Origin of the sequence: Streptomyces nitrosporeus, from assembly GCF_008704555.1 — a bacterium.
Taxonomy (GTDB): Bacteria; Actinomycetota; Actinomycetes; order Streptomycetales; family Streptomycetaceae; genus Streptomyces; species Streptomyces nitrosporeus.
This window is the reverse complement of the sequence record NZ_CP023702.1, coordinates 2,055,587-2,078,813: the sequence shown is the minus strand read 5'-3', so window position 1 is coordinate 2,078,813 and position 23,227 is coordinate 2,055,587. Positions and strand designations below refer to the sequence as shown.

Annotated in this window: 27 protein-coding genes; 20 read left to right on the top strand and 7 right to left on the bottom strand. The window is 72.0% G+C overall.

Translation table 11 applies throughout. The features are described 5' to 3' along the window. Positions 1–200 precede the first annotated feature (200 nt). Positions 201–917, bottom strand: a complete 717-nt coding sequence (gene ndgR / locus CP967_RS08940; RefSeq protein ID WP_014048551.1) for an IclR family transcriptional regulator NdgR — start codon at positions 915–917, stop codon at positions 201–203. A 174-nt stretch (positions 918–1,091) separates the two neighbouring features. Between ndgR and leuC the strand changes: the two genes are divergently transcribed. The 4 genes from leuC to CP967_RS08920 all read left to right on the top strand — a co-directional run bounded on the left by leuC (position 1,092) and on the right by CP967_RS08920 (position 4,250). After that, a complete protein-coding gene (gene leuC, locus CP967_RS08935; RefSeq protein WP_150487456.1) occupies positions 1,092–2,519 on the top strand; it encodes a 3-isopropylmalate dehydratase large subunit in 1,428 nt (475 codons plus the stop codon). A 2-nt stretch (positions 2,520–2,521) separates the two neighbouring features. Then, the gene (gene leuD, locus CP967_RS08930; protein WP_150487455.1) at positions 2,522–3,115 is read left to right on the top strand and encodes a 3-isopropylmalate dehydratase small subunit; all 594 of its coding nucleotides are present in this window, start codon (positions 2,522–2,524) and stop codon (positions 3,113–3,115) included. A 104-nt stretch (positions 3,116–3,219) separates the two neighbouring features. Beyond that, positions 3,220–3,456: an SCO5555 family protein gene (locus tag CP967_RS08925; protein ID WP_150487454.1), complete on the top strand. Its 237-nt coding sequence runs from the start codon at positions 3,220–3,222 to the stop codon at positions 3,454–3,456. A 134-nt stretch (positions 3,457–3,590) separates the two neighbouring features. Next, positions 3,591–4,250: an HU family DNA-binding protein gene (locus CP967_RS08920; protein WP_150487453.1), complete on the top strand. Its 660-nt coding sequence runs from the start codon at positions 3,591–3,593 to the stop codon at positions 4,248–4,250. 126 nt (positions 4,251–4,376) lie between these two features. Here CP967_RS08920 and CP967_RS34545 read toward each other — a convergent pair whose 3' ends face one another. Together CP967_RS34545 and cofC are read right to left on the bottom strand one after the other, a co-directional pair. Then, positions 4,377–4,580, bottom strand: coding sequence for a hypothetical protein (locus tag CP967_RS34545; protein ID WP_229888200.1), 204 nt, complete (start codon positions 4,578–4,580; stop codon positions 4,377–4,379). Positions 4,581–4,590: 10 nt separating this feature from the next. Continuing rightward, on the bottom strand, positions 4,591–5,304 hold the full coding sequence (gene cofC, locus CP967_RS08915; protein WP_229888201.1) for a 2-phospho-L-lactate guanylyltransferase: 714 nt from the start codon (positions 5,302–5,304) through the stop codon (positions 4,591–4,593). Between the two features lie 148 nt (positions 5,305–5,452). On the opposite strand from cofC, the gene CP967_RS08910 reads away from it, so the two are divergent. The 3 genes from CP967_RS08910 to CP967_RS08900 all read left to right on the top strand — a co-directional run bounded on the left by CP967_RS08910 (position 5,453) and on the right by CP967_RS08900 (position 8,523). After that, positions 5,453–6,205: a lysophospholipid acyltransferase family protein gene (locus CP967_RS08910; RefSeq protein WP_150487452.1), complete on the top strand. Its 753-nt coding sequence runs from the start codon at positions 5,453–5,455 to the stop codon at positions 6,203–6,205. Further along, positions 6,202–7,212: an NAD(P)H-dependent glycerol-3-phosphate dehydrogenase gene (locus CP967_RS08905; RefSeq protein WP_150487451.1), complete on the top strand. Its 1,011-nt coding sequence runs from the start codon at positions 6,202–6,204 to the stop codon at positions 7,210–7,212. Before CP967_RS08910 ends, CP967_RS08905 begins: the two co-directional genes overlap by 4 nt. 105 nt (positions 7,213–7,317) lie before the next feature. Next, complete coding sequence (locus tag CP967_RS08900) at positions 7,318–8,523, top strand: D-alanine--D-alanine ligase family protein (RefSeq protein ID WP_150487450.1); 1,206 nt, start codon at positions 7,318–7,320, stop codon at positions 8,521–8,523. Between the two features lie 6 nt (positions 8,524–8,529). On the opposite strand, the gene CP967_RS08895 is transcribed toward CP967_RS08900, so the two are convergent. Both CP967_RS08895 and CP967_RS08890 read right to left on the bottom strand, forming a co-directional pair. After that, positions 8,530–9,015, bottom strand: a complete 486-nt coding sequence (locus CP967_RS08895; protein ID WP_150487449.1) for a DUF3515 domain-containing protein — start codon at positions 9,013–9,015, stop codon at positions 8,530–8,532. Positions 9,016–9,035: 20 nt separating this feature from the next. Further along, positions 9,036–9,269 carry an Lrp/AsnC family transcriptional regulator gene (locus CP967_RS08890; RefSeq protein WP_150487448.1) on the bottom strand — a complete coding sequence of 78 codons (234 nt, stop codon included), beginning with the start codon at positions 9,267–9,269 and terminating at the stop codon, positions 9,036–9,038. A gap of 318 nt (positions 9,270–9,587) precedes the next feature. On the opposite strand from CP967_RS08890, the gene CP967_RS08885 reads away from it, so the two are divergent. Both CP967_RS08885 and thiD read left to right on the top strand, forming a co-directional pair. After that, positions 9,588–10,559, top strand: coding sequence for a thiamine-phosphate kinase (locus CP967_RS08885; protein WP_150487447.1), 972 nt, complete (start codon positions 9,588–9,590; stop codon positions 10,557–10,559). A gap of 10 nt (positions 10,560–10,569) precedes the next feature. Further along, positions 10,570–11,379, top strand: a complete 810-nt coding sequence (gene thiD / locus CP967_RS08880) for a bifunctional hydroxymethylpyrimidine kinase/phosphomethylpyrimidine kinase (protein WP_150487446.1) — start codon at positions 10,570–10,572, stop codon at positions 11,377–11,379. An 83-nt stretch (positions 11,380–11,462) separates the two neighbouring features. Here the strand turns inward: thiD and rpmB are convergent, their stop codons facing one another. Beyond that, entirely contained in the window at positions 11,463–11,648 is a 186-nt protein-coding gene (gene rpmB, locus CP967_RS08875; RefSeq protein WP_003965989.1) for a 50S ribosomal protein L28, read from the bottom strand. A gap of 250 nt (positions 11,649–11,898) precedes the next feature. Between rpmB and CP967_RS08870 the strand changes: the two genes are divergently transcribed. From CP967_RS08870 to mutM, 9 genes are all read left to right on the top strand, one after another. Then, positions 11,899–13,512 carry a DAK2 domain-containing protein gene (locus CP967_RS08870; RefSeq protein ID WP_150487445.1) on the top strand — a complete coding sequence of 538 codons (1,614 nt, stop codon included), beginning with the start codon at positions 11,899–11,901 and terminating at the stop codon, positions 13,510–13,512. 48 nt (positions 13,513–13,560) lie between these two features. Beyond that, entirely contained in the window at positions 13,561–15,777 is a 2,217-nt protein-coding gene (gene recG, locus CP967_RS08865) for an ATP-dependent DNA helicase RecG (protein WP_150487444.1), read from the top strand. Between the two features lie 147 nt (positions 15,778–15,924). Continuing rightward, complete coding sequence (rsmD, locus tag CP967_RS08860; RefSeq protein ID WP_150487443.1) at positions 15,925–16,509, top strand: 16S rRNA (guanine(966)-N(2))-methyltransferase RsmD; 585 nt, start codon at positions 15,925–15,927, stop codon at positions 16,507–16,509. A 26-nt stretch (positions 16,510–16,535) separates the two neighbouring features. Further along, complete coding sequence (gene coaD, locus CP967_RS08855) at positions 16,536–17,015, top strand: pantetheine-phosphate adenylyltransferase (protein ID WP_190175000.1); 480 nt, start codon at positions 16,536–16,538, stop codon at positions 17,013–17,015. A gap of 97 nt (positions 17,016–17,112) precedes the next feature. Next, entirely contained in the window at positions 17,113–18,249 is a 1,137-nt protein-coding gene (locus tag CP967_RS08850) for an ATP synthase F0 subunit B (protein ID WP_150487441.1), read from the top strand. Between the two features lie 156 nt (positions 18,250–18,405). Then, positions 18,406–19,071 (top strand): YceD family protein, encoded by a 666-nt coding sequence (locus CP967_RS08845; RefSeq protein ID WP_150487440.1) that lies wholly within the window; start codon positions 18,406–18,408, stop codon positions 19,069–19,071. Between the two features lie 2 nt (positions 19,072–19,073). Then, complete coding sequence (gene rpmF, locus CP967_RS08840; RefSeq protein WP_003965982.1) at positions 19,074–19,247, top strand: 50S ribosomal protein L32; 174 nt, start codon at positions 19,074–19,076, stop codon at positions 19,245–19,247. 19 nt (positions 19,248–19,266) lie between these two features. After that, positions 19,267–20,088 (top strand): ribonuclease III, encoded by an 822-nt coding sequence (gene rnc / locus CP967_RS08835; RefSeq protein WP_150487439.1) that lies wholly within the window; start codon positions 19,267–19,269, stop codon positions 20,086–20,088. Between the two features lie 105 nt (positions 20,089–20,193). Then, entirely contained in the window at positions 20,194–21,051 is an 858-nt protein-coding gene (gene mutM / locus CP967_RS08830) for a bifunctional DNA-formamidopyrimidine glycosylase/DNA-(apurinic or apyrimidinic site) lyase (RefSeq protein ID WP_150487438.1), read from the top strand. Between the two features lie 21 nt (positions 21,052–21,072). On the opposite strand, the gene CP967_RS08825 is transcribed toward mutM, so the two are convergent. Next, positions 21,073–22,047, bottom strand: a complete 975-nt coding sequence (locus tag CP967_RS08825) for a CAP domain-containing protein (protein ID WP_150487437.1) — start codon at positions 22,045–22,047, stop codon at positions 21,073–21,075. 156 nt (positions 22,048–22,203) lie between these two features. Here CP967_RS08825 and CP967_RS08820 point away from each other — a divergent pair, with 156 nt between their 5' ends. Together CP967_RS08820 and CP967_RS08810 are read left to right on the top strand one after the other, a co-directional pair. Next, positions 22,204–22,485, top strand: coding sequence for an acylphosphatase (locus tag CP967_RS08820; RefSeq protein ID WP_150487436.1), 282 nt, complete (start codon positions 22,204–22,206; stop codon positions 22,483–22,485). A 437-nt stretch (positions 22,486–22,922) separates the two neighbouring features. Beyond that, positions 22,923–23,129, top strand: coding sequence for a hypothetical protein (locus CP967_RS08810; RefSeq protein ID WP_150487435.1), 207 nt, complete (start codon positions 22,923–22,925; stop codon positions 23,127–23,129). Positions 23,130–23,227 lie beyond the last annotated feature (98 nt).

The following is a 23,227-nucleotide window of genomic DNA, read 5'->3' as shown; positions in this document are numbered from 1 at the left end:
CCCTTCGCTTCGGCGAAGGGCCCTTCCGCGTAGGACGGTTACGGCTCCGCGCCGTCATCACCCGTGCGGCGCGGGCCTGTTGGCCGGGCAGCCGGGGAGGGAAGGGCACCGGGGGCTCCGGGACGGTGGCACCGGAGGGAGAAGGGGGCCGCCACGACGCTGGGGCGGCCGGGGGGAGGGGAGCCGGCAGGGACGATTCCTCAGCCCGTGCGGCGCAGGGCCTCGCTCAGCCGGGCCGCCGAGTCGATGACCGCCTGGGCGTGCATCCGGCCGGGGTGGCGGGTGAGCCGCTCGATGGGACCGGAGACGGAGACCGCCGCGACCACCCGGTTCGAAGGACCGCGCACCGGAGCCGAGACCGAGGCCACGCCCGGCTCGCGCTCGCCGATCGACTGGGCCCAGCCCCGGCGCCGCACGCCCGAGAGGGCCGTCGCCGTGAAGCGCGCCCCCTGGAGGCCCCGGTGCAGACGCTCGGGCTCCTCCCACGCCATCAGGATCTGGGCGGACGAACCCGCCTTCATGGTGAGCGTGGAGCCGACCGGGACGGTGTCCCGCAGTCCGGACAGCCGTTCCGCCGCCGCCACGCAGATCCGCATGTCGCCCTGCCGGCGGTAGAGCTGGGCGCTCTCGCCGGTGATGTCGCGCAGATGTGTGAGTACGGGTCCCGCCGTCGCGAGGAGCCGGTCCTCGCCGGCCGCGGCGGCGAGCTCCGCGAGCCGGGGGCCGAGAATGAAACGGCCCTGCATGTCCCTCGCCACCATACGGTGGTGTTCGAGTGCCACGGCCAGGCGATGTGCCGTCGGCCGTGCGAGCCCTGTCGCCGCGACCAGTCCGGCGAGGGTGGCCGGACCGGACTCCAGGGCGCTCAATACCAGAGCCGCCTTGTCGAGAACGCCGACGCCGCTAGAGTTGTCCATACGACGATACTCGCGTCTCACTCTGTGAAACGCAAGTTCAATTTTCTCCAGAAGTTGCGAACCTGTACCGGCGGCCGTACAACGGCCCGCTGCCACCGCCCTGCTCGGGGGTCCGGACGGAGGCGCACCGAATCTCTAGTTGGGCCGGCGAAGACGCCGGCCGGAGGGAAAGCGATGGGTAGGACACTCGCGGAAAAGGTCTGGGACGACCATGTCGTCCGGCGCGCCGAGGGCGAGCCCGACCTTCTCTTCATCGATCTGCACCTGCTGCACGAAGTGACCAGCCCGCAGGCGTTCGACGGCCTGCGTCAGGCCGGGCGGCAGGTCCGGCGTCTCGACCTCACCATCGCGACCGAGGACCACAACACCCCGACCCTCGACATCGACAAGCCGATCGCCGACCCGGTCTCCCGCGCCCAGCTGGAGACCCTGCGCAAGAACTGCGCGGATTTCGGCGTCCGGCTGCACCCGCTCGGCGACGTCGAGCAGGGCGTCGTGCACGTGGTGGGCCCGCAGCTCGGCCTGACCCAGCCCGGCACCACGGTCGTCTGCGGTGACTCGCACACCTCCACCCACGGAGCCTTCGGCGCGCTGGCCTTCGGTATCGGCACCAGCCAGGTCGAGCACGTCCTGGCCACCCAGACCCTCCCGCTGGCCCGCCCGAAGACCATGGCGATCACCGTCGAGGGCGAACTGCCCGACGGCGTCACCGCCAAGGACCTGATCCTCGCGATCATCGCCCGCATCGGCACCGGCGGCGGCCAGGGCTACATCCTCGAGTACCGCGGATCCGCCATCGAGAAGCTCTCGATGGAAGCCCGGATGACCATCTGCAACATGTCCATCGAGGCCGGTGCCCGCGCGGGCATGATCGCCCCCGACGCGACCACCTTCGAGTACCTCAAGGGCCGCGACCACGCGCCCGAGGGCGAGGACTGGGACGCCGCCGTGGAGTACTGGCGGACGCTGCGTACCGACGACGACGCGGTCTTCGACGCCGAGGTGGTCATCGACGCCGCGGAGCTGTCGCCGTTCGTCACCTGGGGCACCAACCCGGGCCAGGGCGCGCCGCTCTCGGCGAACGTCCCCGACCCGGCCTCCTACGAGGACGCCTCGGAGCGCAACGCCGCCGAGAAGGCCCTGGAGTACATGGGGCTGGCCGCCGGACAGCCGCTGCGCGACATCAGCGTGGACACCGTCTTCGTGGGCTCCTGCACCAACGGCCGTATCGAGGACCTGCGGAACGCCGCCGCGGTGCTGGGCGGCCGCAAAGTCGCCGACGGCGTACGGATGCTGGTCGTCCCGGGCTCCGTCCGGGTCGCCCTCCAGGCCGTCGAGGAGGGCCTGGACAAGGTCTTCACCGCCGCCGGCGCCGAGTGGCGGCACGCGGGCTGCTCGATGTGCCTCGGGATGAACCCCGACCAGCTGGCCCCCGGTGAGCGCTCCGCCTCCACCTCCAACCGCAACTTCGAGGGCAGGCAGGGCAAGGGGGGCCGGACGCACCTGGTCTCCCCGCAGGTTGCCGCCGCCACCGCCGTGCTGGGCCACCTGGCCTCGCCGGCCGACCTGTCCGACACCCGTACGCCCGCCGGAGTCCGATAGCCATGGAAGCATTCACCGCCCACACCGGCCGCGTCGTCCCGCTGCGCCGCAGCAACGTCGACACCGACCAGATCATCCCCGCGCACTGGCTGAAGAAGGTCACCCGCGACGGCTTCGAGGACGGGCTCTTCGAGGCGTGGCGCAAGGACGGGGACTTCGTCCTCAACCGTCCCGAGCGCAGCGGTGCCTCGGTCCTGGTGGCCGGCCCCGACTTCGGTACCGGCTCCTCCCGCGAGCACGCCGTCTGGGCTCTGCAGAACTACGGTTTCAAGACCGTCATCTCCTCCCGGTTCGCCGACATCTTCCGCGGCAACTCGCTGAAGAACGGCCTGTTGACCGTCGTCCTGGACCAGGACGTCGTCGACCGGCTGTGGGAGCTGACGGAGGCCGACCCGATGGCCGAGGTCACCGTCGACCTGGAGAGGCGGCAGGTCGTCGCCGAGGGCGTCACCGCCGACTTCGAACTCGACGAGAACGCCCGCTGGCGGCTGCTGAACGGTCTCGACGACATCAGCCTCACCCTTCAGAACGAAGCGGACATCGCGACGTACGAGGCGGCCCGGCCCTCCTACAAACCGCAGACGCTCAAGGTCTGATCAGCGCTTTTCCACGACTGCGCCCCCTGCCTCCCGGCAGGGGGCGCAGTCGTCCGTTGGGACCCCCTCGGGCGACAACTCGCCCCAGATGGCACAATCGGTGCATGGAACGCGACAGCCAACTCGAGCTCTATGGCCAAGTCGCCGACCGACTGAAGGAAGCGCACACGCGAGTGCGCGCACTGCAAGTCCCGGAGGGCGTACGGATGGCGCTGTCCCGGAAGCTGTTGGCCGTCACGGCCGCGGCTAAGCACGATCTCCCGGGCGCGGCAAGGCGCCTGGACCGGTTGATGAAGGACCTCGATGAGGGCCGATTCCCCGAAGGTGACCGACCCCGCTGAAGGGTGCGGCGGTCGACTTCGTTGCGGCACTAGGGTGATTAGCCCGTTTCGTGTTTGATTTGCGGTATATATCTGCCTAACGTGCGAAAAAGCCTGAACAGTTTCGTTCCGGCAATGTCTCCGAAGGGGAAGACGTGAACAAGGCGCAGCTCGTAGAAGCGATTGCCGACAAGCTCGGCGGCCGTCAGCAGGCCGCCGACGCCGTCGACGTGGTGCTCGACGCGATCGTCCGTGCGGTCGTCGCCGGCGACCGGGTCTCGGTCACCGGTTTCGGCTCGTTCGAGAAGGTCGACCGCCCGGCCCGCTACGCCCGCAACCCGCAGACGGGCGAGCGGGTGCGGGTCAAGAAGACCTCCGTGCCCCGCTTCCGCGCGGGCCAGGGCTTCAAGGACCTGGTGAGCGGCTCCAAGAAGCTCCCCAAGGGCGGCGAGGTCTCCGTCAAGAAGGCACCCAAGGGCAGCCTCTCGGGCGGTTCTTCCACCCGTACGACGGCGAAGGCGGCCGCCAAGAAGGCCACCGCCAAGAAGGCGACGGCACGCAAGACCACCGCCGCCGCGAAGAAGACCACGGCGACGGCGAAGAAGGCGTCCCCGGCGAAGAAGACCACGACGGCCGCGAAGAAGACCACGGCGACGGCGAAGAAGGCGTCCCCGGCGAAGACCACGGCAGCGGCCAAGAAGACCACCGCCGCCAAGACCGCGCCCGCCAAGAAGACCACCGCGAAGACGGCGCCGGCCAAGAAGACCACGGCCCGCAAGACCGCGGCCAAGAAGGCCACCACGCGTAAGAAGTGAGCCGGGCGGCAGCCGCCCGCAGTCCGGAACGCACCGGGCCGGGCTCCCCTCGGGGAGCCCGGCCCGCGGGCTGTCCGGTGTCCTTCGGAGCCCCTCCTGCCCGTAGCTCCGAGGGGGCCGGAGCTCTCAGAACGTCTGCAGGGTCACCAGGGTGACGCGCGCCGAGGGCCCCTCGCCCTCCGTCTCGATCCGCACCCGCTGCCCCGGCCGCAGCAGCAGCAGGCCGCCCGCGTCGAAGGCGGCGGCGCCGAAGTCCACCGGGGTGCCGTCGTCCAGCAGCACACTGCCGGACCGGGTCTCGGGGTCGTACGTGAACGAGGTCGCCTGCATGCGCGCCACCCTATCCCTCCGCCCGTGCCCGGACGGGCGGACGGGGAACGGGGGCCCGCGGGGCACCGGCGCCCACCGCGGCCGTCCACCGGCCCACCCCGAGGGCCAGCGCCACCCGCAGATCGTCCGCCGTGTCCACGTCCCGGCGGACCGAGTCGAGACCGGGACCGGGCACCTCCACCGCCCCCGACGCGAGGTGCCGTGCGCGGGAGGGCCCGCCGAAAGCAGGCCGCAATTCCACGCCCGGGGCGGCGGAAAGGAAAGTGGTGCCGATTCCCTGGGCATCGGTGACGAATGCCCGGGGGAATGCGGCGGAGAATTCGAGCACCCGCGCCAGCTCCCCGGACCGCAGGGCGGGGAGATCCGCGTTGAGCGCCGCCACCGCCGCACCCGGGCGCCGGGCGCGCACCGTCCGCACCCCGTGCTCCAGCGCCGCGTCGAGACCGGCCGCCGGAACGTCCGCCACCGTACGGGCCCCGAGCTCCGCCACCGCCGCCCGCGCCACCGGATCGTCCGTGACGACCACCACATCCCGCACCGCCGGACAGGACAGCGCGGCGGCCACCGTGTCCTGGGCGAACGCCAGCGCCAGCCTCGGGCGCAACTCCTCCCCGGCGCTCGCCCCCAGCCTGCTCTTGGCACGGGCGAGCGGTTTCAGCGGGACGACCAGGGACCAGGAGCCGGTCGGGTCGGTGTTCGTGGCGATCTCCCCCTCCGTGCGCATCACGCCCCATTCTCGCCTGCCGGTACGACGGCCCGGGGTCCCGCCCCCGGGAGCGAGGCGTACGGTGTTCTCCTACCGCAGGAGGCCAGGGGAGGGGCGACAGCGCCACCGGCCCGGCAGCGGATCAGTCCTAGAGGAAGGCGCCCGAGTGTCCCGCCGCAGAATCGGCTTCTGGTACCGCCTCGCAGCGGTCATCGCAAAACCGCCGCTGGTGGTTCTGTTCAAGCGCGACTGGCGGGGAATGGAGAACGTTCCGGCTGACGGCGGATTCATCACCGCGGTCAACCACAACTCCTACCTGGACCCGCTTTCCTACGCGCATTTCCAGTACAACACGGGCCGGGTGCCGCGATTCCTCGCGAAGGCCGGGCTGTTCCGGGCGCCTTTCGTCGGGATGATGCTCCGGGGCACCGGCCAGATCCCCGTCTACCGCGAGACGACCAACGCGCTGGACGCCTTCCGCGCCGCCGTCGCCGCCATCGAGCGGGGCGAATGCGTGGCCTTCTACCCGGAGGGCACCCTCACCCGCGACCCCGAGATGTGGCCGATGGCCGGCAAGACCGGGGCGGCCCGCGTCGCACTGATGACCAGGGCCCCGGTCATCCCCGTCGCCCAGTGGGGCGCCAACCTGGCGATGCCGCCCTACGCCAAGGAGAACAAGCTCCGGCTGTTCCCCCGCAAGACCCTCCGCGTACAGGCCGGACCGCCGGTCGACCTCACCCGCTTCCACGGGCTCGAACCGACGCCCGACGTCCTGCGCCAGGCCACCGAGGTCATCATGGCGGCGGTCACCGCCCAGCTGGAGGAGGTGCGCGGGGAGAAGGCCCCCGCCGCACCCTACGATCACCGCAAGGCCCGTGCCGAACAGCGGCGCAAGGCAGAAGGAAAGGGAACCGCGTGACCCGTCCCGCGAAGGCCGCCGTCCTCGGAACCGGTTCCTGGGGAACGGCCTTCGGCATGGTCCTCGCCGACGCCGGCTGCGAGGTCACCCTCTGGGCACGCCGCGCCCGGATCGCCGACGAGGTCAACCGGACCCGCGTCAACCACGAGTACCTCCCCGGCATCGAGCTGCCCGCCCGCGTCCGGGCGACGGCCGAGGCGGCCGAGGCGTTCGACGGCGCCGACTTCGCGGTGCTGGCCGTACCCTCGCAGACGCTGCGCGCCAACCTCGCCGACTGGACGCCCCACCTGGGACCGCGGACCGTCCTCGTCTCCCTGATGAAGGGCGTCGAACTAGGCACCACCAAGCGGATGAGCGAGGTGATCGGGGACGTCACCGGCGTCGGGCGGGAACGGATCGCCGTCGTCACCGGCCCCAACCTCGCCAAGGAGATCGCCGAACGCCGGCCCGCCGCCGCCGTCGTGGCCTGCGCGGACGAGGACGTGGCCACCAGGCTCCAGGCCGCCTGCCACACCTCCTACTTCCGCCCCTACACCAACACCGACGTCATCGGCTGCGAACTCGGCGGCGCCGTCAAGAACGTCATCGGGCTCGCCGTGGGCATCGCCGACGGCATGGGCCTCGGCGACAACACCAAGGGCTCGCTCATCACCCGCGGACTCGCCGAGACCACGCGCCTGGGCCTGGCGATGGGCGCCGACCCGCTGACCTTCGCCGGACTCGCGGGGCTCGGCGACCTGGTGGCGACGTGCTCCTCACCGCTGTCGCGCAACCACACCTTCGGTACCAACCTCGGCCGGGGCATGACCCTGGAGCAGACCGTCGCCGCCACCCGGCAGACCGCCGAGGGCGTCAAGTCCTGCCGGTCGGTGCTGGACCTGGCGGGCCGGCACGGCGTCGACATGCCGATCACCGAGACGGTCGTCGGGATCGTGCACGAGGGCAAGCCCCCGATGGTGGCCCTCAAGGAACTCATGTCGCGCAGCGCCAAGCCCGAGCGGCGCTGAGCGGGCCCGCGCCGCGGAACCGGGGCCCGCACCGGAGTGGTGCTGCTTCCGTTCCGCGGCCTGGTCCGCCGGACCGGCGCTACCAGCAGGTACCCTCAACGCGATATGAGCAGCGAGAACCTCCCCCAGAGCCCTGAGAGCCACACCGGCTCCGAACAGCGCTCCACGAGCCGGGAACAGAGCACCGGCCGGCGCCGCAAGCCGCGTGTGGCCGTCGTGTTCGGCGGCCGGAGCTCCGAGCACGGCATCTCGGTCGTCACGGCCGGCGCCGTCATGAGCGCCATCGACCGGACGGCCTACGACGTCCTGCCGATCGGCATCACCCGGGACGGCCGGTGGGCCCTCACGGCCGACGACCCGGCCCGCATGGCCATCACCGGCCGGCAGGTCCCCGACGTGGACCAGCTGGCCGGCTCCGCGCGCGGAGCGGTGACGCTCTCCGTCGACCCGGGCAACCGCGAGGTCGTCGTCGGCGAACCGGGCGAGGTGCCCAGGGCCCTCGGCGAGGTCGACGTCGTCTTCCCCATGCTGCACGGCCCGTACGGCGAGGACGGCACCCTCCAGGGACTCCTGGAACTCTCCGGCGTCCCCTACGTCGGCTCCGGGGTGCTCGCCTCGGCCGTCGGCCAGGACAAGGAGTACATGAAGCGGGTGTTCACCTCCTTCGGGCTGCCGGTCGGCCCGTACGAGGTGGTCCGCCCCCGCGAGTGGGAGGCGGACCGCCCCGCGGCCCGCAAGCGCATCATGGAGTTCGCCGCCGAACACGGCTGGCCGCTCTTCGTGAAGCCCGCCCGCGGCGGCTCCTCCATGGGGATCACCAAGGTCGACGACCCCTCCGGACTCGACGAGGCGATCGAGGAGGCCCGCCGCCACGACCCCAAGTTCCTCGTGGAGTCCCTGCTGCGCGGCCGGGAGATCGAGTGCGGCGTGCTGGAGTTCGAGGACGGCCCGCGCGCCAGCGTGCCGGCCGAGATCCCGCCGGTCACCGCACACGACTTCTACGACTTCGAGGCCAAGTACATCGACTCCGCGGCCGGCCTGGTGCCCGCGCCGCTCACCGCCGAGCAGACCGCCGAGGTCCAGCGGCTCGCCGTCGGAGCGTTCGAGGCGGCCTCCTGCGAGGGTCTGGTGCGCGCGGACTTCTTCCTCACCGAGGACGGCACGTTCGTCATCAACGAGATCAACACCATGCCCGGCTTCACCCCGATCTCCATGTACCCGCGTATGTGGCAGGAGAGCGGCGTGGACTACCCGGAACTGGTCGACCGCCTCATCCGGGCGGCGCTGGACCGGTCGACCGGACTGCGCTGAACCGCCTCACAGACTCTCGGGGACCGTACGGTCCACGGGCCCCGCGAAGGCGGACAGCGGGGTGATGTCATGGGCGTACCCGGGCCCGAGCGTCACCTCGACGTACGCCTTGCGGTAGGTGGTGGTGAACCGCGGACCGGCGTCACCGGGCTGCTCCAGCAGCCAGTTGACGCCGTCCGCGTCGACCCCCTTGGACTGGGCGTCGTCCATCTTCGAGGGCCGCGGCACCCCGCAGCGCAGTACGATCGCCCCGTCACCCCAGCCGGCGGTCAGCACCGAGTCCGGCTCGGGGTCGGTGCGTTCCAGGCCGGCGATGCTCTCCGGCAGCTCCTTGTGCAGCGCCTCGCAGTAGGCGGCGGCCTCGGACGACGGCGTGGGAACCGCCACCGAGGGCCCGCCGCCCGACGAACATCCCGCCGCGGCCAGCACCACCAGGGCGGCGGACGGGACGAGACGGGGGAAACCGGGGGACCGGCGGGCACGATGCGTCACCGGTCCAGGGTAGACGGGGGTCAGAGGTGGACGACCGGGCAGGTCAGGGTCCGTGTGATGCCGTCCACCTGCTGGACCTTGGCGACCACCATGCGCCCGAGTTCGTCGACGGTGTCGGACTGCGCGCGCACGATCACGTCGTAGGGACCTGTCACGTCCTCTGCCTGGATCACTCCCGGGAGTCTTGCGATGGTCTCGGCGACGGTCGACGCCTTGCCCACCTCGGTCTGGATGAGGATGTACGCCTGTACCACGGAACCTCCAGGGCGGCCACGAGGATCATGTGGGGGAAAGGGACGCCACGTTATCGCGTCGTCGCGGGCCGGGGGGAGACCTACGGGCCGGCCGGCGCCGGGCGTGGCGCGCGTACCACCGAAGTTGACGTATGCCTTGACGGTACCGACAGCACTACGGGCCCGCGACCGCGAGCCCACCGGAGCAGAGGAGGGACAGCGGTGCCCGTACGTCCCGGGGTTCTGGACACCCGTCGCCGGCCCGGCCGGGGCCTGGACCTCCCGCCGCTGAACCAGCCCGGACGGATGTCCGGTGCGATAAATGAGAGGTGAGACTCGGTGAAGGGAACCGTGGGCGAGTTGGGGGAGTTCGGGCTCATCAGAGAGCTCACTTCCCGGCTCACCACCACTCCGGCGGTACGGCTGGGACCCGGCGACGACGCCGCGGTCGTGGCCGCTCCCGACCGCAGGGTCGTGGCCAGTACGGACATCCTCCTCGAAGGACGGCACTTCCGTCGCGACTGGTCGACCGCGTACGACGTCGGCCGTAAGGCGGCCGCGCAGAACCTCGCCGACATCGCGGCCATGGGGGCGGTACCCACCGCGATCCTCCTCGGCCTCGTGGTCCCGGCCGACCTCCCGGTCACCTGGGCCGGCGAACTGATGGACGGGCTGCGGGACGAGTGCCAGGTCGCCGGAGCGGCCGTGGTCGGCGGCGACGTCGTCGGCGGTGACACCATCACCGTCTCGATCACCGCACTCGGCGACCTGCGCAACCACGAACCCGTCACCAGGTCCGGAGCCCGGCCCGGCGACGTCGTCGCCGTCACCGGCTGGCTCGGCTGGTCCGCCGCCGGATTCGCCGTGCTCTCCCGGGGGTTCCGCTCCCCGCGCGCCTTCGTCGAGGCCCACCGGCGCCCCGAACCGCCCTACCACGCCGGCCCGGCCGCGGCCGGACTCGGCGCCACCGCCATGACCGACGTCAGCGACGGACTCGTCGCCGACCTCGGACACATCGCCGAGGCCAGCAAGGTCCGGATCGACCTCAGGTCCGGGCTCATCGACATCCCCTCTCAGATGTCCGACATCGGCCAGGCCGTCGGCGTCGACCCCCTCCAGTGGGTGCTCACCGGGGGAGAGGACCACGCGATCGTGGCGACGTTCCCGCCCGACGTGAAGCTCCCGGCCCGCTGGAAGGTGATCGGCGAGGTCCTCAGCCCCTCGGCCCTGCCCCAGGTCACCGTCGACGGGGCGCCCTGGACCAGCAAGGGCGGCTGGGACCACTTCGGAACCATCGAGGACGCCCAGTAGATTCCGTTCCATGAACGAAGCCACCGCTGTACCGCCCCGCGTGCTCACCGTCGCCGGATCCGACTCCGGCGGCGGTGCCGGCATCCAGGCCGACCTGAAGACGATGCTCGCCCTCGAGACGCACGGCATGAGCGTGCTCACCGCCGTGACCGCTCAGAACTCCCTCGGTGTGCAAGGGGCGTGGGAACTCCCCGTCGAAGCGGTCCGGGCCCAGTACCGCAGCGTGGTGGACGACATAGGCGTCCAGGCCGTGAAGACCGGCATGCTGTCCTCGGCCGTCCTCGTGGAGACCGTCGCCGAACTCCTGGCCGGCACCGGCGCCCCCGTGGTCGTCGACCCCGTCGGCGTCTCCAAGCACGGCGACGCGCTGCTGGCCGCTGAGGCGCTCGGCTCCGTACGCGCGAAACTGCTGCCCGTCGCCACCGTGGCCACCCCGAACCTCGACGAGGTGACCCAGCTCACCGGGATCACCGTCACCGGCGAGACGGACATGCGGCGGGCCGCCGACGCCGTACTCGCCCACGGGCCGCGATGGGTGCTGATCAAGGGCGGCCACCTCCCCGGCGAAGCCGTGGACCTGCTCACCGACGGCGACGAGGAGCACTGGCTGCGCGCCCCCCGGTACGACAACCGCCACACCCACGGGACCGGCTGCACCCTCGCCTCCGCCATCGCCTGCCACCTGGCCAAGGGCGACGACGTACCCACCGCCGTACGGGGCGCGAAGGCGTACGTCACCGGCGCGATCCGCGGCGGGTTCGCGCTGGGCGGCGGCATCGGCCCCGTCCACCACGGCTGGTCGCTGCCGGCCGCCCCCTGAACCGGCCGCAGGACAGCAAAAAGCCGGTCCACCGAGGTGGACCGGCTTTTGGGCAACCGGAAGGCTGCGCTACGACGGGGACGTCAGCGCGCGACCTTGCCGGCCTTGATGCACGAGGTGCAGACGTTGAGCCGCTTCGGCGTCCGACCGACCACGGCACGCACGCGCTGGATGTTGGGGTTCCAGCGACGGGACGTACGGCGGTGCGAGTGCGAAATGCTGTTGCCGAAGCTCGGCCCCTTGCCGCAAACGTCGCAGTTGGCAGCCACGGGTCACTCCAAAGACTTCAGATGCACGTACAGAGAATTCCGGCGCGCCGGAATCATTTCTGAAGTGGCGGTACCGGGGAATGTCCCGACTCTCGTCGGGCAACCGAAGCAGCATACAACGCCTGCTCCGGAGATACGAAACTACCACGGCTCGCCGGGCCTTCGGTCCGCACCTGTCCCTGCCCGGGCATCCGCCCGGGGACTACTCTGCGGTGCAGCCAGCCCCACGGCCGTTCAAGGAGGACCAACGGTGCCGCAGTCCCCCGACGCCCTGGACGCCGTCGCGGTACGCACCTGGTGCTCGCTGGCCCTGGAGGCACTGGGCCGTGAGCGCGAGGCGATCGACGCGATCAACGTGTACCCCGTCGCCGACGGCGACACCGGGACCAACCTCTACCTGACCATGGAGTCGGCCGCCGCGGCCGTCGAAGCCGTCTTCGCCGCCCACGGGACCGGCACCACCGCCCCCGCCCGCGCCGACGCCGTCCACGCCATGGCCCACGGCGCGCTCATCGGGGCCCGGGGGAACTCCGGCACGATCCTCGCCCAGCTGCTGCGCGGCATGGCGGGCGTCCTCGCCGGGTCGGGTGACCCGGATCACCTGCGCCGGGCCCTGGCCGAGGCCGCCTCCTCCGCCCGGCTCGCCGTCGCCCACCCCGTCGAGGGCACCGTGCTGACCGTCGCCACCGAGGCGGCCGGGGCCGCGGCCGCCACTGCCCCGGCCGCCACCCTCACGGACGTGGCCCGCGCCGCCCACACGGGCGCCCGCGCCGCGCTGGCCCGGACACCCGGCACGCTCGCCGTCCTCGGGCGCGCGGGGGTGGTGGACGCCGGCGGGCAGGGGCTGGTGACCGTGCTCGGCGCCCTGCTGGAGGCGCTCGGCGGCCGGGCCCCGGCCGTACCCGTGGCCGCACCGCCCCCGGCGCCCGGCGCCTGCGCGGAGCCGGAACCGCAGGACGGGCCCGCCTTCGAGGTGATCTACCTGCTGGAGGCGTCCGACGACGCCGTCGCCCGGCTCCGCGCCCGGCTGGACGCGCTCGGCGACTGCCTGGTGGTGGTCGGCGGCGACGGGCTGTGGAACGTCCACGTCCACGTCGACGACGCCGGAGCCGCCGTGGAGGCCGGGGTGGAGGCCGGCCGGCCCCACCGGATCCGGATCACCCACTTCGCGGCCGACCGCCTCCGCCCCGGCCCCGAACCCGCCCAGCGCGCCGTCGTGGTGGTTGTCCCCGGCGACGGGCTCCTGGAACTGTGCGCCGAGGCCGGCGCCACCACCGTCCTCGCCCGCCCCGGCGAACCGCCCGCCAGCGGCGAGCTGGCCGACGCGATCCGCCGCGCCCACGCCCGCGAGGTCGTCCTGCTGCCCAACGACGCGGAACTGCGGCACACCGCCGCGGCCGCCGCGGAACAGGTCAGGGCCGAGGGCGTACGCGTCTCCCTGATCCCCACCCGGGCCGCGGTCCAGGGCCTCGCCGCCCTCGCCGTCCACGAACCCGGCCGCAGCTTCGACGAGGACGTCGTCGCGATGACCGCGGCGGCCGGAGCCACCCGGTACGCCGAACTCGCCGTCGCCGAACGGCAGTCGTGGACCACCGCCGGCATCTGCCAGGCCGGCGACGTCCTCGGGCTGATCGACGGGGACATCGCCGTCATCGGCGACGAGCCCGCCGCCACCGCCCGCACCGTCCTGGACCGGATGCTCTCGGCCGGCGGGGAGCTCGTCACCCTGGTGCTCGGCGAGGACACCCCCGACACCCTCGCCGACGCCCTCACCGCCCATGTGCGTGAGAGCCATCTCGCCGTCGACACCGTCGTCTACCGCGGCGGCCCGAGGACCGCGCCCCTGCTGATCGGCGTCGAATGAGAGTCCCCCCGTGGCGCCCGGCCCCGGGTGTCAGTGACGTGGTGTGCAATGGAACGCGTGTCTGCGTTCGATGAACCACTGAAGAAGCTGCTCGGCGGAGCCACCGCGAAGGTGATGGCCGAGCACCTCGGCCTGCACACGGTCGGCGACCTGCTGCACCACTACCCGCGGCGGTACGAGGAGCGCGGCCGCCTCACCACGCTCACCGACCTCCCGCTGGACGAGCACGTCACGGTCGTCGCCCAGGTCGCCGACGCGCGGATCATGGTGTTCAACAACGGCCGGGGCAAGCGCCTGGAGGTGACCCTCACCGACGGCAGCGGACGGCTCCAGCTGGTCTTCTTCGGCCACGGCGTCCACAAGCCGCACAAGGAACTGCTCCCCGGCCGCCGCGCGATGTTCGCCGGCAAGGTCTCCGTCTTCAACCGCAAGCTGCAGCTCGCCCACCCCACCTACCAGCTCCTGGACGCCCGGGACCCGGACGAGGAGGAGGGGGCCGCCGAGGCCGTCGACGCCTTCGCTGGGCAGCTGCTGCCGATCTACCCCGCCTGCAAGCAGCTCGACTCCTGGCGGATCGCCAAGGCCGTGGACACCGTCCTGCCGAGCGCCGGGGAGGCGGTGGACCCGCTGCCCGCACCGCTCAGGGAGGGGCGCGGCTTCGTCCCGCTGCCCGAGGCGCTGCTGAAGATCCACCGCCCGCGCACCAAGGCCGACGTCGCCGCCGCCCGGGAGCGGCTGCGCTGGGACGAGGCGTTCGTGCTCCAGGTCGCGCTCGCCCGCCGCCGGTACGCCGACACCCAGCTCCCCGCCGTCGCCCGCGGGCCCCGCGCGGGCGGCCTGCTCGACGCCTTCGACGCGAAGCTCCCCTTCACCCTCACCGAGGGCCAGCAGAAGGTCACCGCCGAGATCTTCGACGACCTGGCCACCGAACACCCCATGCACCGCCTGCTCCAGGGCGAGGTGGGCTCGGGCAAGACCCTGGTCGCCCTGCGCGCCATGCTGCGCGTCGTGGACGCCGGCGGCCAGGCCGCCATGCTCGCTCCCACCGAGGTCCTCGCCCAGCAGCACCACCGCTCGGTCACCGAGATGATGGGCGAGCTCGCCGAGGGAGGCATGCTCGGAGGGCCGGACCGGGGCACCAAAGTGGTGCTGCTCACCGGCTCCATGGGCACCGCGGCCCGCCGCCAGGCCCTGCTCGACCTGGTCACCGGCGAGGCCGGCATCGTCATCGGCACCCACGCCCTGATCGAGGACAAGGTCAAGTTCCACGACCTCGGCCTGGTCGTCGTCGACGAGCAGCACCGCTTCGGGGTGGAACAGCGCGACGCCCTGCGCTCCAAGGGCAAGCAGCCCCCGCACCTCCTCGTCATGACCGCCACCCCCATCCCGCGTACGGTCGCGATGACGGTCTTCGGCGACCTGGAGACCTCCGTCCTGGACCAGCTGCCGGCCGGCCGCTCACCCATCGCCAGCCATGTGGTCCCCGCCAAGGACAAGCCCCACTTCCTCGACCGCGCGTGGGAACGCGTCCGCGAGGAGGCCGAGAGCGGCCACCAGGCCTACGTGGTCTGCCCCCGCATCGGGGACGACCCGGAGGAGGCCGGCGGGAGGAAGGGCACGGAGCGGGCCGCCCCCGAGGACGCGGAGAAGCGCCCGCCGCTCGCCGTGACGGACATCGCCGCCCAGCTCTCCCGCGGCCCGCTGGCCGGGCTGCGGATCGAGGTGCTGCACGGCAGGATGCAGCCCGACGACAAGGACGGCGTGATGCGCCGGTTCGCCGCCGGGGAGACCGACGTCCTGGTGGCCACCACCGTCATCGAGGTCGGGGTGAACGTCCCCAACGCCACCGCCATGGTGATCATGGACGCGGACCGCTTCGGCGTCTCGCAGCTGCACCAGCTGCGCGGCCGGGTCGGGCGCGGCTCGGCCCCCGGCCTCTGCCTGCTGGTCAGCGAGGCCCACGAAGCGTCCCCCGCCCGGGCCCGGCTCTCCGCCGTCGCCGCCACGCTCGACGGCTTCGAACTCTCCCGGATCGACCTCGAACAGCGCCGTGAGGGCGACGTCCTCGGGCAGGCCCAGTCCGGCGTCCGCTCCTCCCTGCGGGTGCTCAGCGTCATCGACGACGAGGAGGTCATCGCCGCCGCCCGCGAGGAGGCGGTCCGGGTCGTCGCCGCCGACCCCGCCCTGGACCGCCTGCCGGAGCTGCGCACGGCGCTGGACGCCCTGCTGGACAAGGAACGCGAGGAGTACCTCGACAAGGGGTGACCCGGCGCGGCGCGGGCCGTCCGGGCCGGGACCCGCCGGACGGGCCCCCGAGGGCGGCCGGGGCCGCGTCCGCCCCGACGCCATATCGTGGGATCACGGCACGCGTCTCCTCCCTGCGTGCCCCCGCGACCCGAGGACCTGACACCCATGACCCGCGTGATCGCCGGCGTGGCCGGCGGACGCCGCCTGGCCGTCCCGCCCGGTACGGGCACCCGCCCCACCTCCGACCGTGCGCGCGAGGGGCTCTTCTCCACCTGGGAGGCCCTCCTCGGCACCCTCGACGGCACCCGGGTGGCCGACCTCTACGCGGGCTCCGGGGCGGTCGGCCTCGAAGCGCTCTCCCGGGGCGCCTCCCATGTGCTGCTCGTCGAGGCCGACGCCCGGGCCGCCCGCACCGTCCGGGAGAACATCCGGGCGGTCGGCCTCCCGGGCGCCGAGGCGCGTACCGGCAAAGCGGAACAGACCGTGACGGGTCCGGCGCCCGCCGAGCCCTACGACGTGGTCTTCCTCGACCCGCCGTACGCCGTCACCGACGACGGCCTCCGGGAGATACTGATCACACTCCGTGCTCAGGGGTGGCTCACGGACGATGCCCTCGTCACCGTGGAACGCAGCACCAGAGGCGGGGAATTCGGCTGGCCCGAAGGGTTCGAGCCGCTGCGTTCCCGCCGCTACGGCGAGGCGACGTTTTGGTACGGTCGCGCCGCTTCCACGTGCGAAGACGCACGATGACCGCACCGGAGAGCGAGGGAACCACGTTGCGACGCGCCGTCTGTCCCGGGTCGTTCGACCCCATCACCAACGGACATCTCGACATCATCGGCCGGGCCGCGAAACTCTACGACGTCGTGCACGTCGCGGTGATGATCAACCAGTCCAAGAAGGGGCTGTTCACGGTCGACGAGCGGATCGAGCTGATCCGCGAGGTGACCGCCGACCTCGGCAACGTCGAGGTCGAGGCGTTCCACGGCCTGCTGGTCGACTTCTGCAGGCAGCGCGACATCCCGGCCATCGTGAAGGGCCTGCGGGCCGTCAGCGACTTCGACTACGAGCTGCAGATGGCCCAGATGAACATCGGCCTCACCGGTGTCGAGACCCTCTTCGTGCCCACCAACCCGACGTACAGCTTCCTGTCGTCCTCGCTGGTCAAGGAGGTCGCCACCTGGGGTGGCGACGTGTCGCACCTGCTGCCGCCGGCCGTCCACACGGCCCTGGTGGAACGGCTGCGCCGCCCCTGAGGCGCTGACGTACCGTCACCAGGTGTCGGACCGGCGGCGACTGGCCGTACAGTCGTCCCGTCCGTCTCCAACAGCGGCAGAGAGTGGCGAGCACACGGTGGACGTACAGAAGAAGCTCGACGGGATCGTCGATACGGTCAAGAGCGCCCGCTCCATGCCCATGTCGGCGTCCTGCGTGGTCAACCGCGCCGAGCTGCTCGCGATGCTCCAGGAGGTGCGCGAGGCGCTGCCGGGCTCGCTCGCACACGCCGAGGAGGTCCTCGGCGGGCGTGAGCAGGTCGTCGAGGAGGCCCGCCGGGAGGCCGAGCGGATCATCGAGTCCGCCCGCGCCGAACGCGGCACGCTGATCGCCGGGACCGAGGTGGTCATGCGTTCCCAGGCGGAGGCCGACCGCCTCCTGACCGAGGCCCGCAGGGAGGCCGACGAGGTCCGCGCCGAGGCCGACGAGTACGTCGACAGCAAGCTGGCCAACTTCGAGGTCGTCCTCACCAAGACCCTCGGCTCCGTCGACCGGGGCCGCGAGAAGCTCCTGGGCCGCGGTCCGGGCCTCGACGGGCAGGGCTACGAGGACCCCGACTACACCGAGGCGCCCGAGCGCAGCGCCGACCCCGAGACCCTCAGGCAGCGTGCCGACGCGTACGTGGACGCCAAGTTCGGCGCCTTCGAGGCCGTCCTCGCCAAGACGCTGGAGGCCGTCGGGCGCGGCAGGCAGAAGCTGCACGGCCGGGTCGCCACCGACGAGCTCGGCGCGCACATGGCGGCACAGGACGCGGCCGGCGGCCCGGTGCACACCAGCGACGAGGACCACTGGGCGGGCCTGGCCGAGCTCGCCGCCCCGCAGCCCGCCCCCCGGGACCCCGCCTACGGGGACCCGGCCCCGCAGGCCCCCTCCTACGCGGACCCCACCCCGCAGGACTTCGCGCCGGCGGCCGGATACGGGGACCCCGCGCCCTCCGGTTTCCCCGGCCAGGCCCAGCAGGAACCGCAGTACGCGCAGACGTACGCCTACCAGGACCAGCCGCTCCCGCCGGAGGGCTACGGCTACCAGCAGCAGCCCGACGCGTACGCCTACCAGCAGCAGGCGTACGACCCGGACCAGCAGCAGGGCTACGGCTGGCCCCAGCAGGCCCAGGCGCCCGCCCGGCAGGGCGACGGCGCACTGGACGAGACCAGCCTCTTCGACACGAGCATGATCGACCTGGACCAGCTGCGCCGGTACGAGCAGGGCGGCTGAGCCGGACGCCCCGGAAAACCGGGCGGCGGGGGAGCGGTTTGGGGGCTGGGCGGTACGTCCAGTATCCTGGCTCTTCGGTCGCGCGTATATCCGCGATCCCGGCTGCCCGCTTCCCCTTCAGGGGACGGAGCGGGCCTCCCGAAGCCGCACACGCACATGATCCCGAAAGCAGGAGAAGCCCTGAACGGCCACCTCGACCACCGCAGCCCTCTCGTGTTCGACACACGCGAGCTGGGCCGGCGTCCCGGTGCCATGAAGCGGTTCTCCCGCACGGTGGAGGCGCCGAAGGACCTCGGCATCGACGGAGTCGTCGGTGTGCCGGAGAAGGCGCCCATGGAGCTGGAGCTCCGCCTCGAATCCGTCATGGAAGGGGTGCTCGTCACAGGCACCGCCCGTGCGACGGCCGAAGGGGAGTGCGTAAGGTGTCTGGAGCCGCTGACGATCGAGGTCGCAGCGGACTTCCAGGAAATGTTCTCGTACCCTGACGCCGATGACCGGAACCGCGGGCGTACCGCGGACCCGGTCGACGACGCCGAGGACGACGAGGACAGGTACTTCCTCGAGGACGACTCGTTCGACCTCGAGCCTGTGCTGCGTGACGCGGTGGTGCTCGCACTGCCGTTGCAGCCGGTGTGCAAGGAGACCTGTGCCGGCCTGTGCTCCGAGTGCGGAGTCAGGCTGGACGAGAATCCGGACCATCACCACGATGCCGTCGACATCCGTTGGGCGGCACTGCAAGGACTCGCCGAGACCGTTCAGGACGGCGAGAAGGACAACATGGGCGGCGCCGAACCGGGCGTCGACGAGAAGCAGGAGAAGTAGCCGTGGCTGTTCCGAAGCGGAAGATGTCGCGCAGCAACACGCGCCACCGCCGGTCGCAGTGGAAGGCTGCGGTCCCCACCCTGGTTTCGTGCGAGCGTTGCCAGGAGCCGAAGCTGCAGCACATCGCGTGCCCGAGCTGCGGCACCTACAACAAGCGCCAGGTCCTCGAGGTCTGAGCGGCTGGTGAGAGGCCCGATGTCTGAGTTGTCCCACGCCAAGAAGCAGGCAGACAACATCAACTCAGCCTCGTCCCACACGCTTCTGGAAGGGCGGCTCGGGTATCACCTCGAGTCCGCCCTTCTGGTGCGTGCGCTGACCCACCGTTCGTACGCGTACGAGCACGGCGGTCTGCCCACCAACGAGCGTCTGGAGTTCCTCGGGGACTCCGTGCTCGGCCTGGTGGTCACGGACACGCTGTACCGCACCCACCCGGATCTCCCGGAGGGCCAGCTGGCCAAGCTCCGGGCCGCGGTGGTCAACTCGCGTGCGCTCGCCGAAGTGGGCCGCGGGCTCGAACTCGGCTCCTTCATCCGGCTCGGCCGCGGTGAAGAGGGCACGGGTGGCCGGGACAAGGCTTCCATCCTCGCCGACACCCTTGAAGCGGTGATCGGCGCCGTCTATCTCGACCAGGGCCTGGACGCGGCCTCGGAGCTGGTGCACCGGCTTTTCGACCCGCTGATCGACAGGTCCTCCAACCTCGGTGCCGGCCTGGACTGGAAGACCAGTCTCCAGGAGCTCACCGCGAGCGAGAGCCTCGGCGTGCCCGAGTACCTCGTCACGGAGACCGGCCCGGACCACGAGAAGACCTTCACTGCTGCTGCTCGCGTCGGTGGTGTCTCGTACGGCACCGGCACCGGCCGTAGCAAGAAGGAAGCGGAGCAGCAGGCGGCGGAGTCCGCCTGGCGCGAGATCAGCGCCGCCGCGGAAGCGCGGGAGGCGGCGGCGAAGGCCGCAGCCGACGGAGGGGCCGCCGACACCCCTGCCGACCCGCCGCACACGGACGCCGCTCCGGCCTGACCCCTCGAAAGCCCCCCGGTGCCCTGGTGCACCGGGGGGCTTTCGCCGTCCCCGCCCGCCCCGTGTCCCCGATCCGCCCGTCCCGCCCTCCGAAGGAGCGCCACCGTGCCCGAACTGCCCGAGGTCGAAGTCGTACGGAGAGGTCTCGCGCGCTGGGTCTCCGGACGCACCGCCGAGGACGTCGAGGTCCTGCACCCGCGCGCGGTCCGGCGCCACCTCGCGGGCGGCGAGGACTTCGCGGCCCGGCTGAGGGGCACGGGCTTCGGCACGGCGATGCGGCGCGGCAAGTACCTGTGGATCCCGCTGGACGAGGGGTCCTCCTCGCTGCTGGGCCATCTCGGGATGAGCGGTCAGCTGCTGGTCCGGCCGTCCGGCGCGCCCGACGAGAAGCACCTGCGGATCAGGGTCCGCTTCGCCGACGGGCTCGGCACCGAACTGCGCTTCGTGGACCAGCGGACCTTCGGCGGGCTGTCGCTCCACGAAACCGCGCCGGACGGGCTGCCCGACGTCATCGCGCACATCGCCCGCGACCCGCTCGACCCCGCCTTCGACGACGCGGCGTTCCACACGGCGCTGCGCCTGCGGCGTACGACGCTCAAGCGCGCCCTGCTCGACCAGTCCCTGATCAGCGGGGTCGGCAACATCTACGCGGACGAGGCGCTCTGGCGCAGCCGGCTGCACTACGAGCGGCCCACGGCGTCCCTCACCCGGCCCCGGACCACCGAACTGCTCGGCCACGTCCGGGACGTGATGAGCGAGGCGCTCGCCCAGGGCGGCACCAGTTTCGACAGCCTGTACGTCAACGTGAACGGGGAGTCCGGCTACTTCGACCGGTCGCTGGACGCGTACGGGCGCGAGGACGAGCCCTGCCACCGCTGCGGGACACCGATGCGGCGCCGCCCGTGGATGAACCGCTCCAGTTACTTCTGCCCGCGCTGCCAGCGCCCGCCCCGCACGGTCTGAGCCGGCGCGGGCGGGGTCGGCTCAGACGCCGAAGTCCTGCGTCCACCAGGGGCCGCCGGAGCCGAAGTGCACGCCGACGCCGAGCGTCGTGTAGGCGCAGTTGAGTATGTTCGCGCGGTGGCCCTCGCTGGCCATCCAGGCGTCCATCACGGCCTGCGCGTCGGCCTGGCCCCGGGCGATGTTCTCGCCGCCGAGCCCCGGCACACCGGCGGCTGCGGCACGGTCCCACGGGGTCGCGCCGTCGGGGTCGGTGTGACCGAAGAAGTCCCGGGCGGCCATGTCCTCGCTGAAGTCCTGGGCCAGGGTGTTCAGCGAGGTGTCCGCGGTGACCGGGGTGCAGCCGGCCTTCGCGCGTTCCTGGTTGACGAGGGAGAGTACGGCGGCCCGGGCCGTGGCCGCGCCGGAGGAAGCGGGTGCGCTGGAGGCGGGGGAGGACGTCTTCGGGGCGTTCGGGACCTTCGCGGCCGGAGCCTTCGCGGTCTCCTTCTTCCCGGGCGCCGCCTTCGTGGTGGCGGGCGCGGACGTCCGCCGCTGCTCCTGCGACGGCGTGGCGGACGGCTTCGCGGTCCCCTGCGACGGTGTGGCGGACGGCTTCGCGCTCCGCTCCGAGGCGGGGCCGGACGGCTTCGCGTCCGTCGAGGGGGAGCGGGCGGGTGCTGTCTCCCGGCCACTGCCCCGGTCGGCCCCGACCGACGCGGAGGCGCGGTCCGCGGGGGTCTCGGAGGCCCCGCCCTGGCCCAGCAGGTCCGGGGCGCCACCGTCGCGGTAGGAGTCGGCGACCGTGTCACCGCCGGCGCTGCGGGTGTCGCCACCGGGCAGCACCCCCGCCGCCACGGCGACCGCTCCGACGGCCACGGCCGCGGAGACCCCGAGGAGCCCGGCACGCAGCGGGAACCCGGTCCGCTTCTTCCCGCGGGTCCCCTGGGAACCGTCTGCCGCACCGGCCGCGTTCCGCTCAGCGGCGGGAGCGGCGCCCTCGCGTCGATGGCGTCCCATGCGCTGTGCCTTCCTCGTGCTCCGGGCGTCTGGGAGACGTCACCGTGTTTGCTGTCGTACTCACCCGTTCGAGTGAGGGCTGTGCGTCCCGGACTGTACGCCATGCGGGGTGGGGGTGCCGTGACCCTGAAATAATCAGGCGGTTAGCGTTCGGATATGAACGAAGACGCACGTCTCGTGGTCTGGGTACGCGGCCGAGTACAGCAAGTAGGCTTTCGCTGGTTCACCAGGGCAAACGCTTTGGAGATCGGCGGCCTCACCGGCTTCGCCCTCAATCTCGACGACGGCCGGGTGCAGGTGGTGGCCGAGGGGCCGCGTGAGAATTGCCACCGTCTGCTGGACTGGCTCGGCTCCGACGACACGCCCGGCCGCGTGGACGGCGTGACTGAGATCTGGGACACGCCGCGCGGCGGTTACGAGGGATTCGCGATCCGCTGACCCGGCCTTTGCGATGCCCGGGAAATCCTCGCGTATCCGTATCGCCCCGGACCGTCACCGGGGGCGGCCCGGGAGGGCGACACCCGAAATGACCTGCGGAAGCAGACGGTGCGACCCGCTTCTTGCCAAGAAGGGGAACTCGTGCGAGGCTGCGGCATCGACGAAGATCTCCGCACCCTCCGGGCCCCGCAGGAGAGCCCCGTCCGGCGTCCGCCGGACGGCGTGCCCCCGGGACGCCCGGCTCCACGGGGTGTGATCGTGTTGACCGTCAAACTTTTTGGTGAGACTCTGAAAACCCCGCGCACCTGAGCTGTTCGGCAGTGCTGGTTGGCAGCAGAACCGCAGTGAAAACAGAGCACTTCCGAGCACCGCGGGTGCGATTCCCTCGACGACCCGCACCGCATCGGTCGGTCACTCATTGTGGAGGACCATCCATCATGGCAAAGGCGCTTCTCGGTTACGTCGGCGGTTCCGACCCGCGACTCCTCGCCGAGATGCGACGGCTCCAGCAGCGCGTCCAGGACCTGGAATCCGAGCTCGTACGGATCCAGGACGAGAACGACGCGCTGAACGCCGCCGCTCAGCACCAGGACTCGCTGCTCGACAGCATCGACATCCCCCAGGCAGAGCCCGCGCTGACCTGACCCGTCCCGTCCGGGGCCGGCCGGGACCGAGGCATCGGCCGTCCGCCGGCACCAGGGATCCGCGGATCCGCCTTCGCTCGGATCGTCGTCCCGGTCTT

Excerpts from the sequence above, each read along its gene's own strand:
- CP967_RS08810 (WP_150487435.1), top strand. The coding sequence starts at position 22,923 with ATGGCAAAGGCGCTTCTCGGTTACGTCGGCGGTTCCGACCCGCGACTC.
- rsmD (WP_150487443.1), top strand. The coding sequence starts at position 15,925 with ATGACCCGCGTGATCGCCGGCGTGGCCGGCGGACGCCGCCTGGCCGTC.
- CP967_RS08845 (WP_150487440.1), top strand. The coding sequence starts at position 18,406 with ATGATCCCGAAAGCAGGAGAAGCCCTGAACGGCCACCTCGACCACCGC.
- rnc (WP_150487439.1), top strand. The coding sequence starts at position 19,267 with ATGTCTGAGTTGTCCCACGCCAAGAAGCAGGCAGACAACATCAACTCA.
- recG (WP_150487444.1), top strand. The coding sequence starts at position 13,561 with ATGGAACGCGTGTCTGCGTTCGATGAACCACTGAAGAAGCTGCTCGGC.
- thiD (WP_150487446.1), top strand. The coding sequence starts at position 10,570 with ATGAACGAAGCCACCGCTGTACCGCCCCGCGTGCTCACCGTCGCCGGA.
- CP967_RS08925 (WP_150487454.1), top strand. The coding sequence starts at position 3,220 with ATGGAACGCGACAGCCAACTCGAGCTCTATGGCCAAGTCGCCGACCGA.
- ndgR (WP_014048551.1), bottom strand. The coding sequence starts at position 917 with ATGGACAACTCTAGCGGCGTCGGCGTTCTCGACAAGGCGGCTCTGGTA.
- CP967_RS34545 (WP_229888200.1), bottom strand. The coding sequence starts at position 4,580 with ATGCAGGCGACCTCGTTCACGTACGACCCCGAGACCCGGTCCGGCAGT.
- CP967_RS08820 (WP_150487436.1), top strand. The coding sequence starts at position 22,204 with ATGAACGAAGACGCACGTCTCGTGGTCTGGGTACGCGGCCGAGTACAG.
- CP967_RS08825 (WP_150487437.1), bottom strand. The coding sequence starts at position 22,047 with ATGGGACGCCATCGACGCGAGGGCGCCGCTCCCGCCGCTGAGCGGAAC.
- CP967_RS08900 (WP_150487450.1), top strand. The coding sequence starts at position 7,318 with ATGAGCAGCGAGAACCTCCCCCAGAGCCCTGAGAGCCACACCGGCTCC.
- leuD (WP_150487455.1), top strand. The coding sequence starts at position 2,522 with ATGGAAGCATTCACCGCCCACACCGGCCGCGTCGTCCCGCTGCGCCGC.
- cofC (WP_229888201.1), bottom strand. The coding sequence starts at position 5,304 with ATGCGCACGGAGGGGGAGATCGCCACGAACACCGACCCGACCGGCTCC.
- leuC (WP_150487456.1), top strand. The coding sequence starts at position 1,092 with ATGGGTAGGACACTCGCGGAAAAGGTCTGGGACGACCATGTCGTCCGG.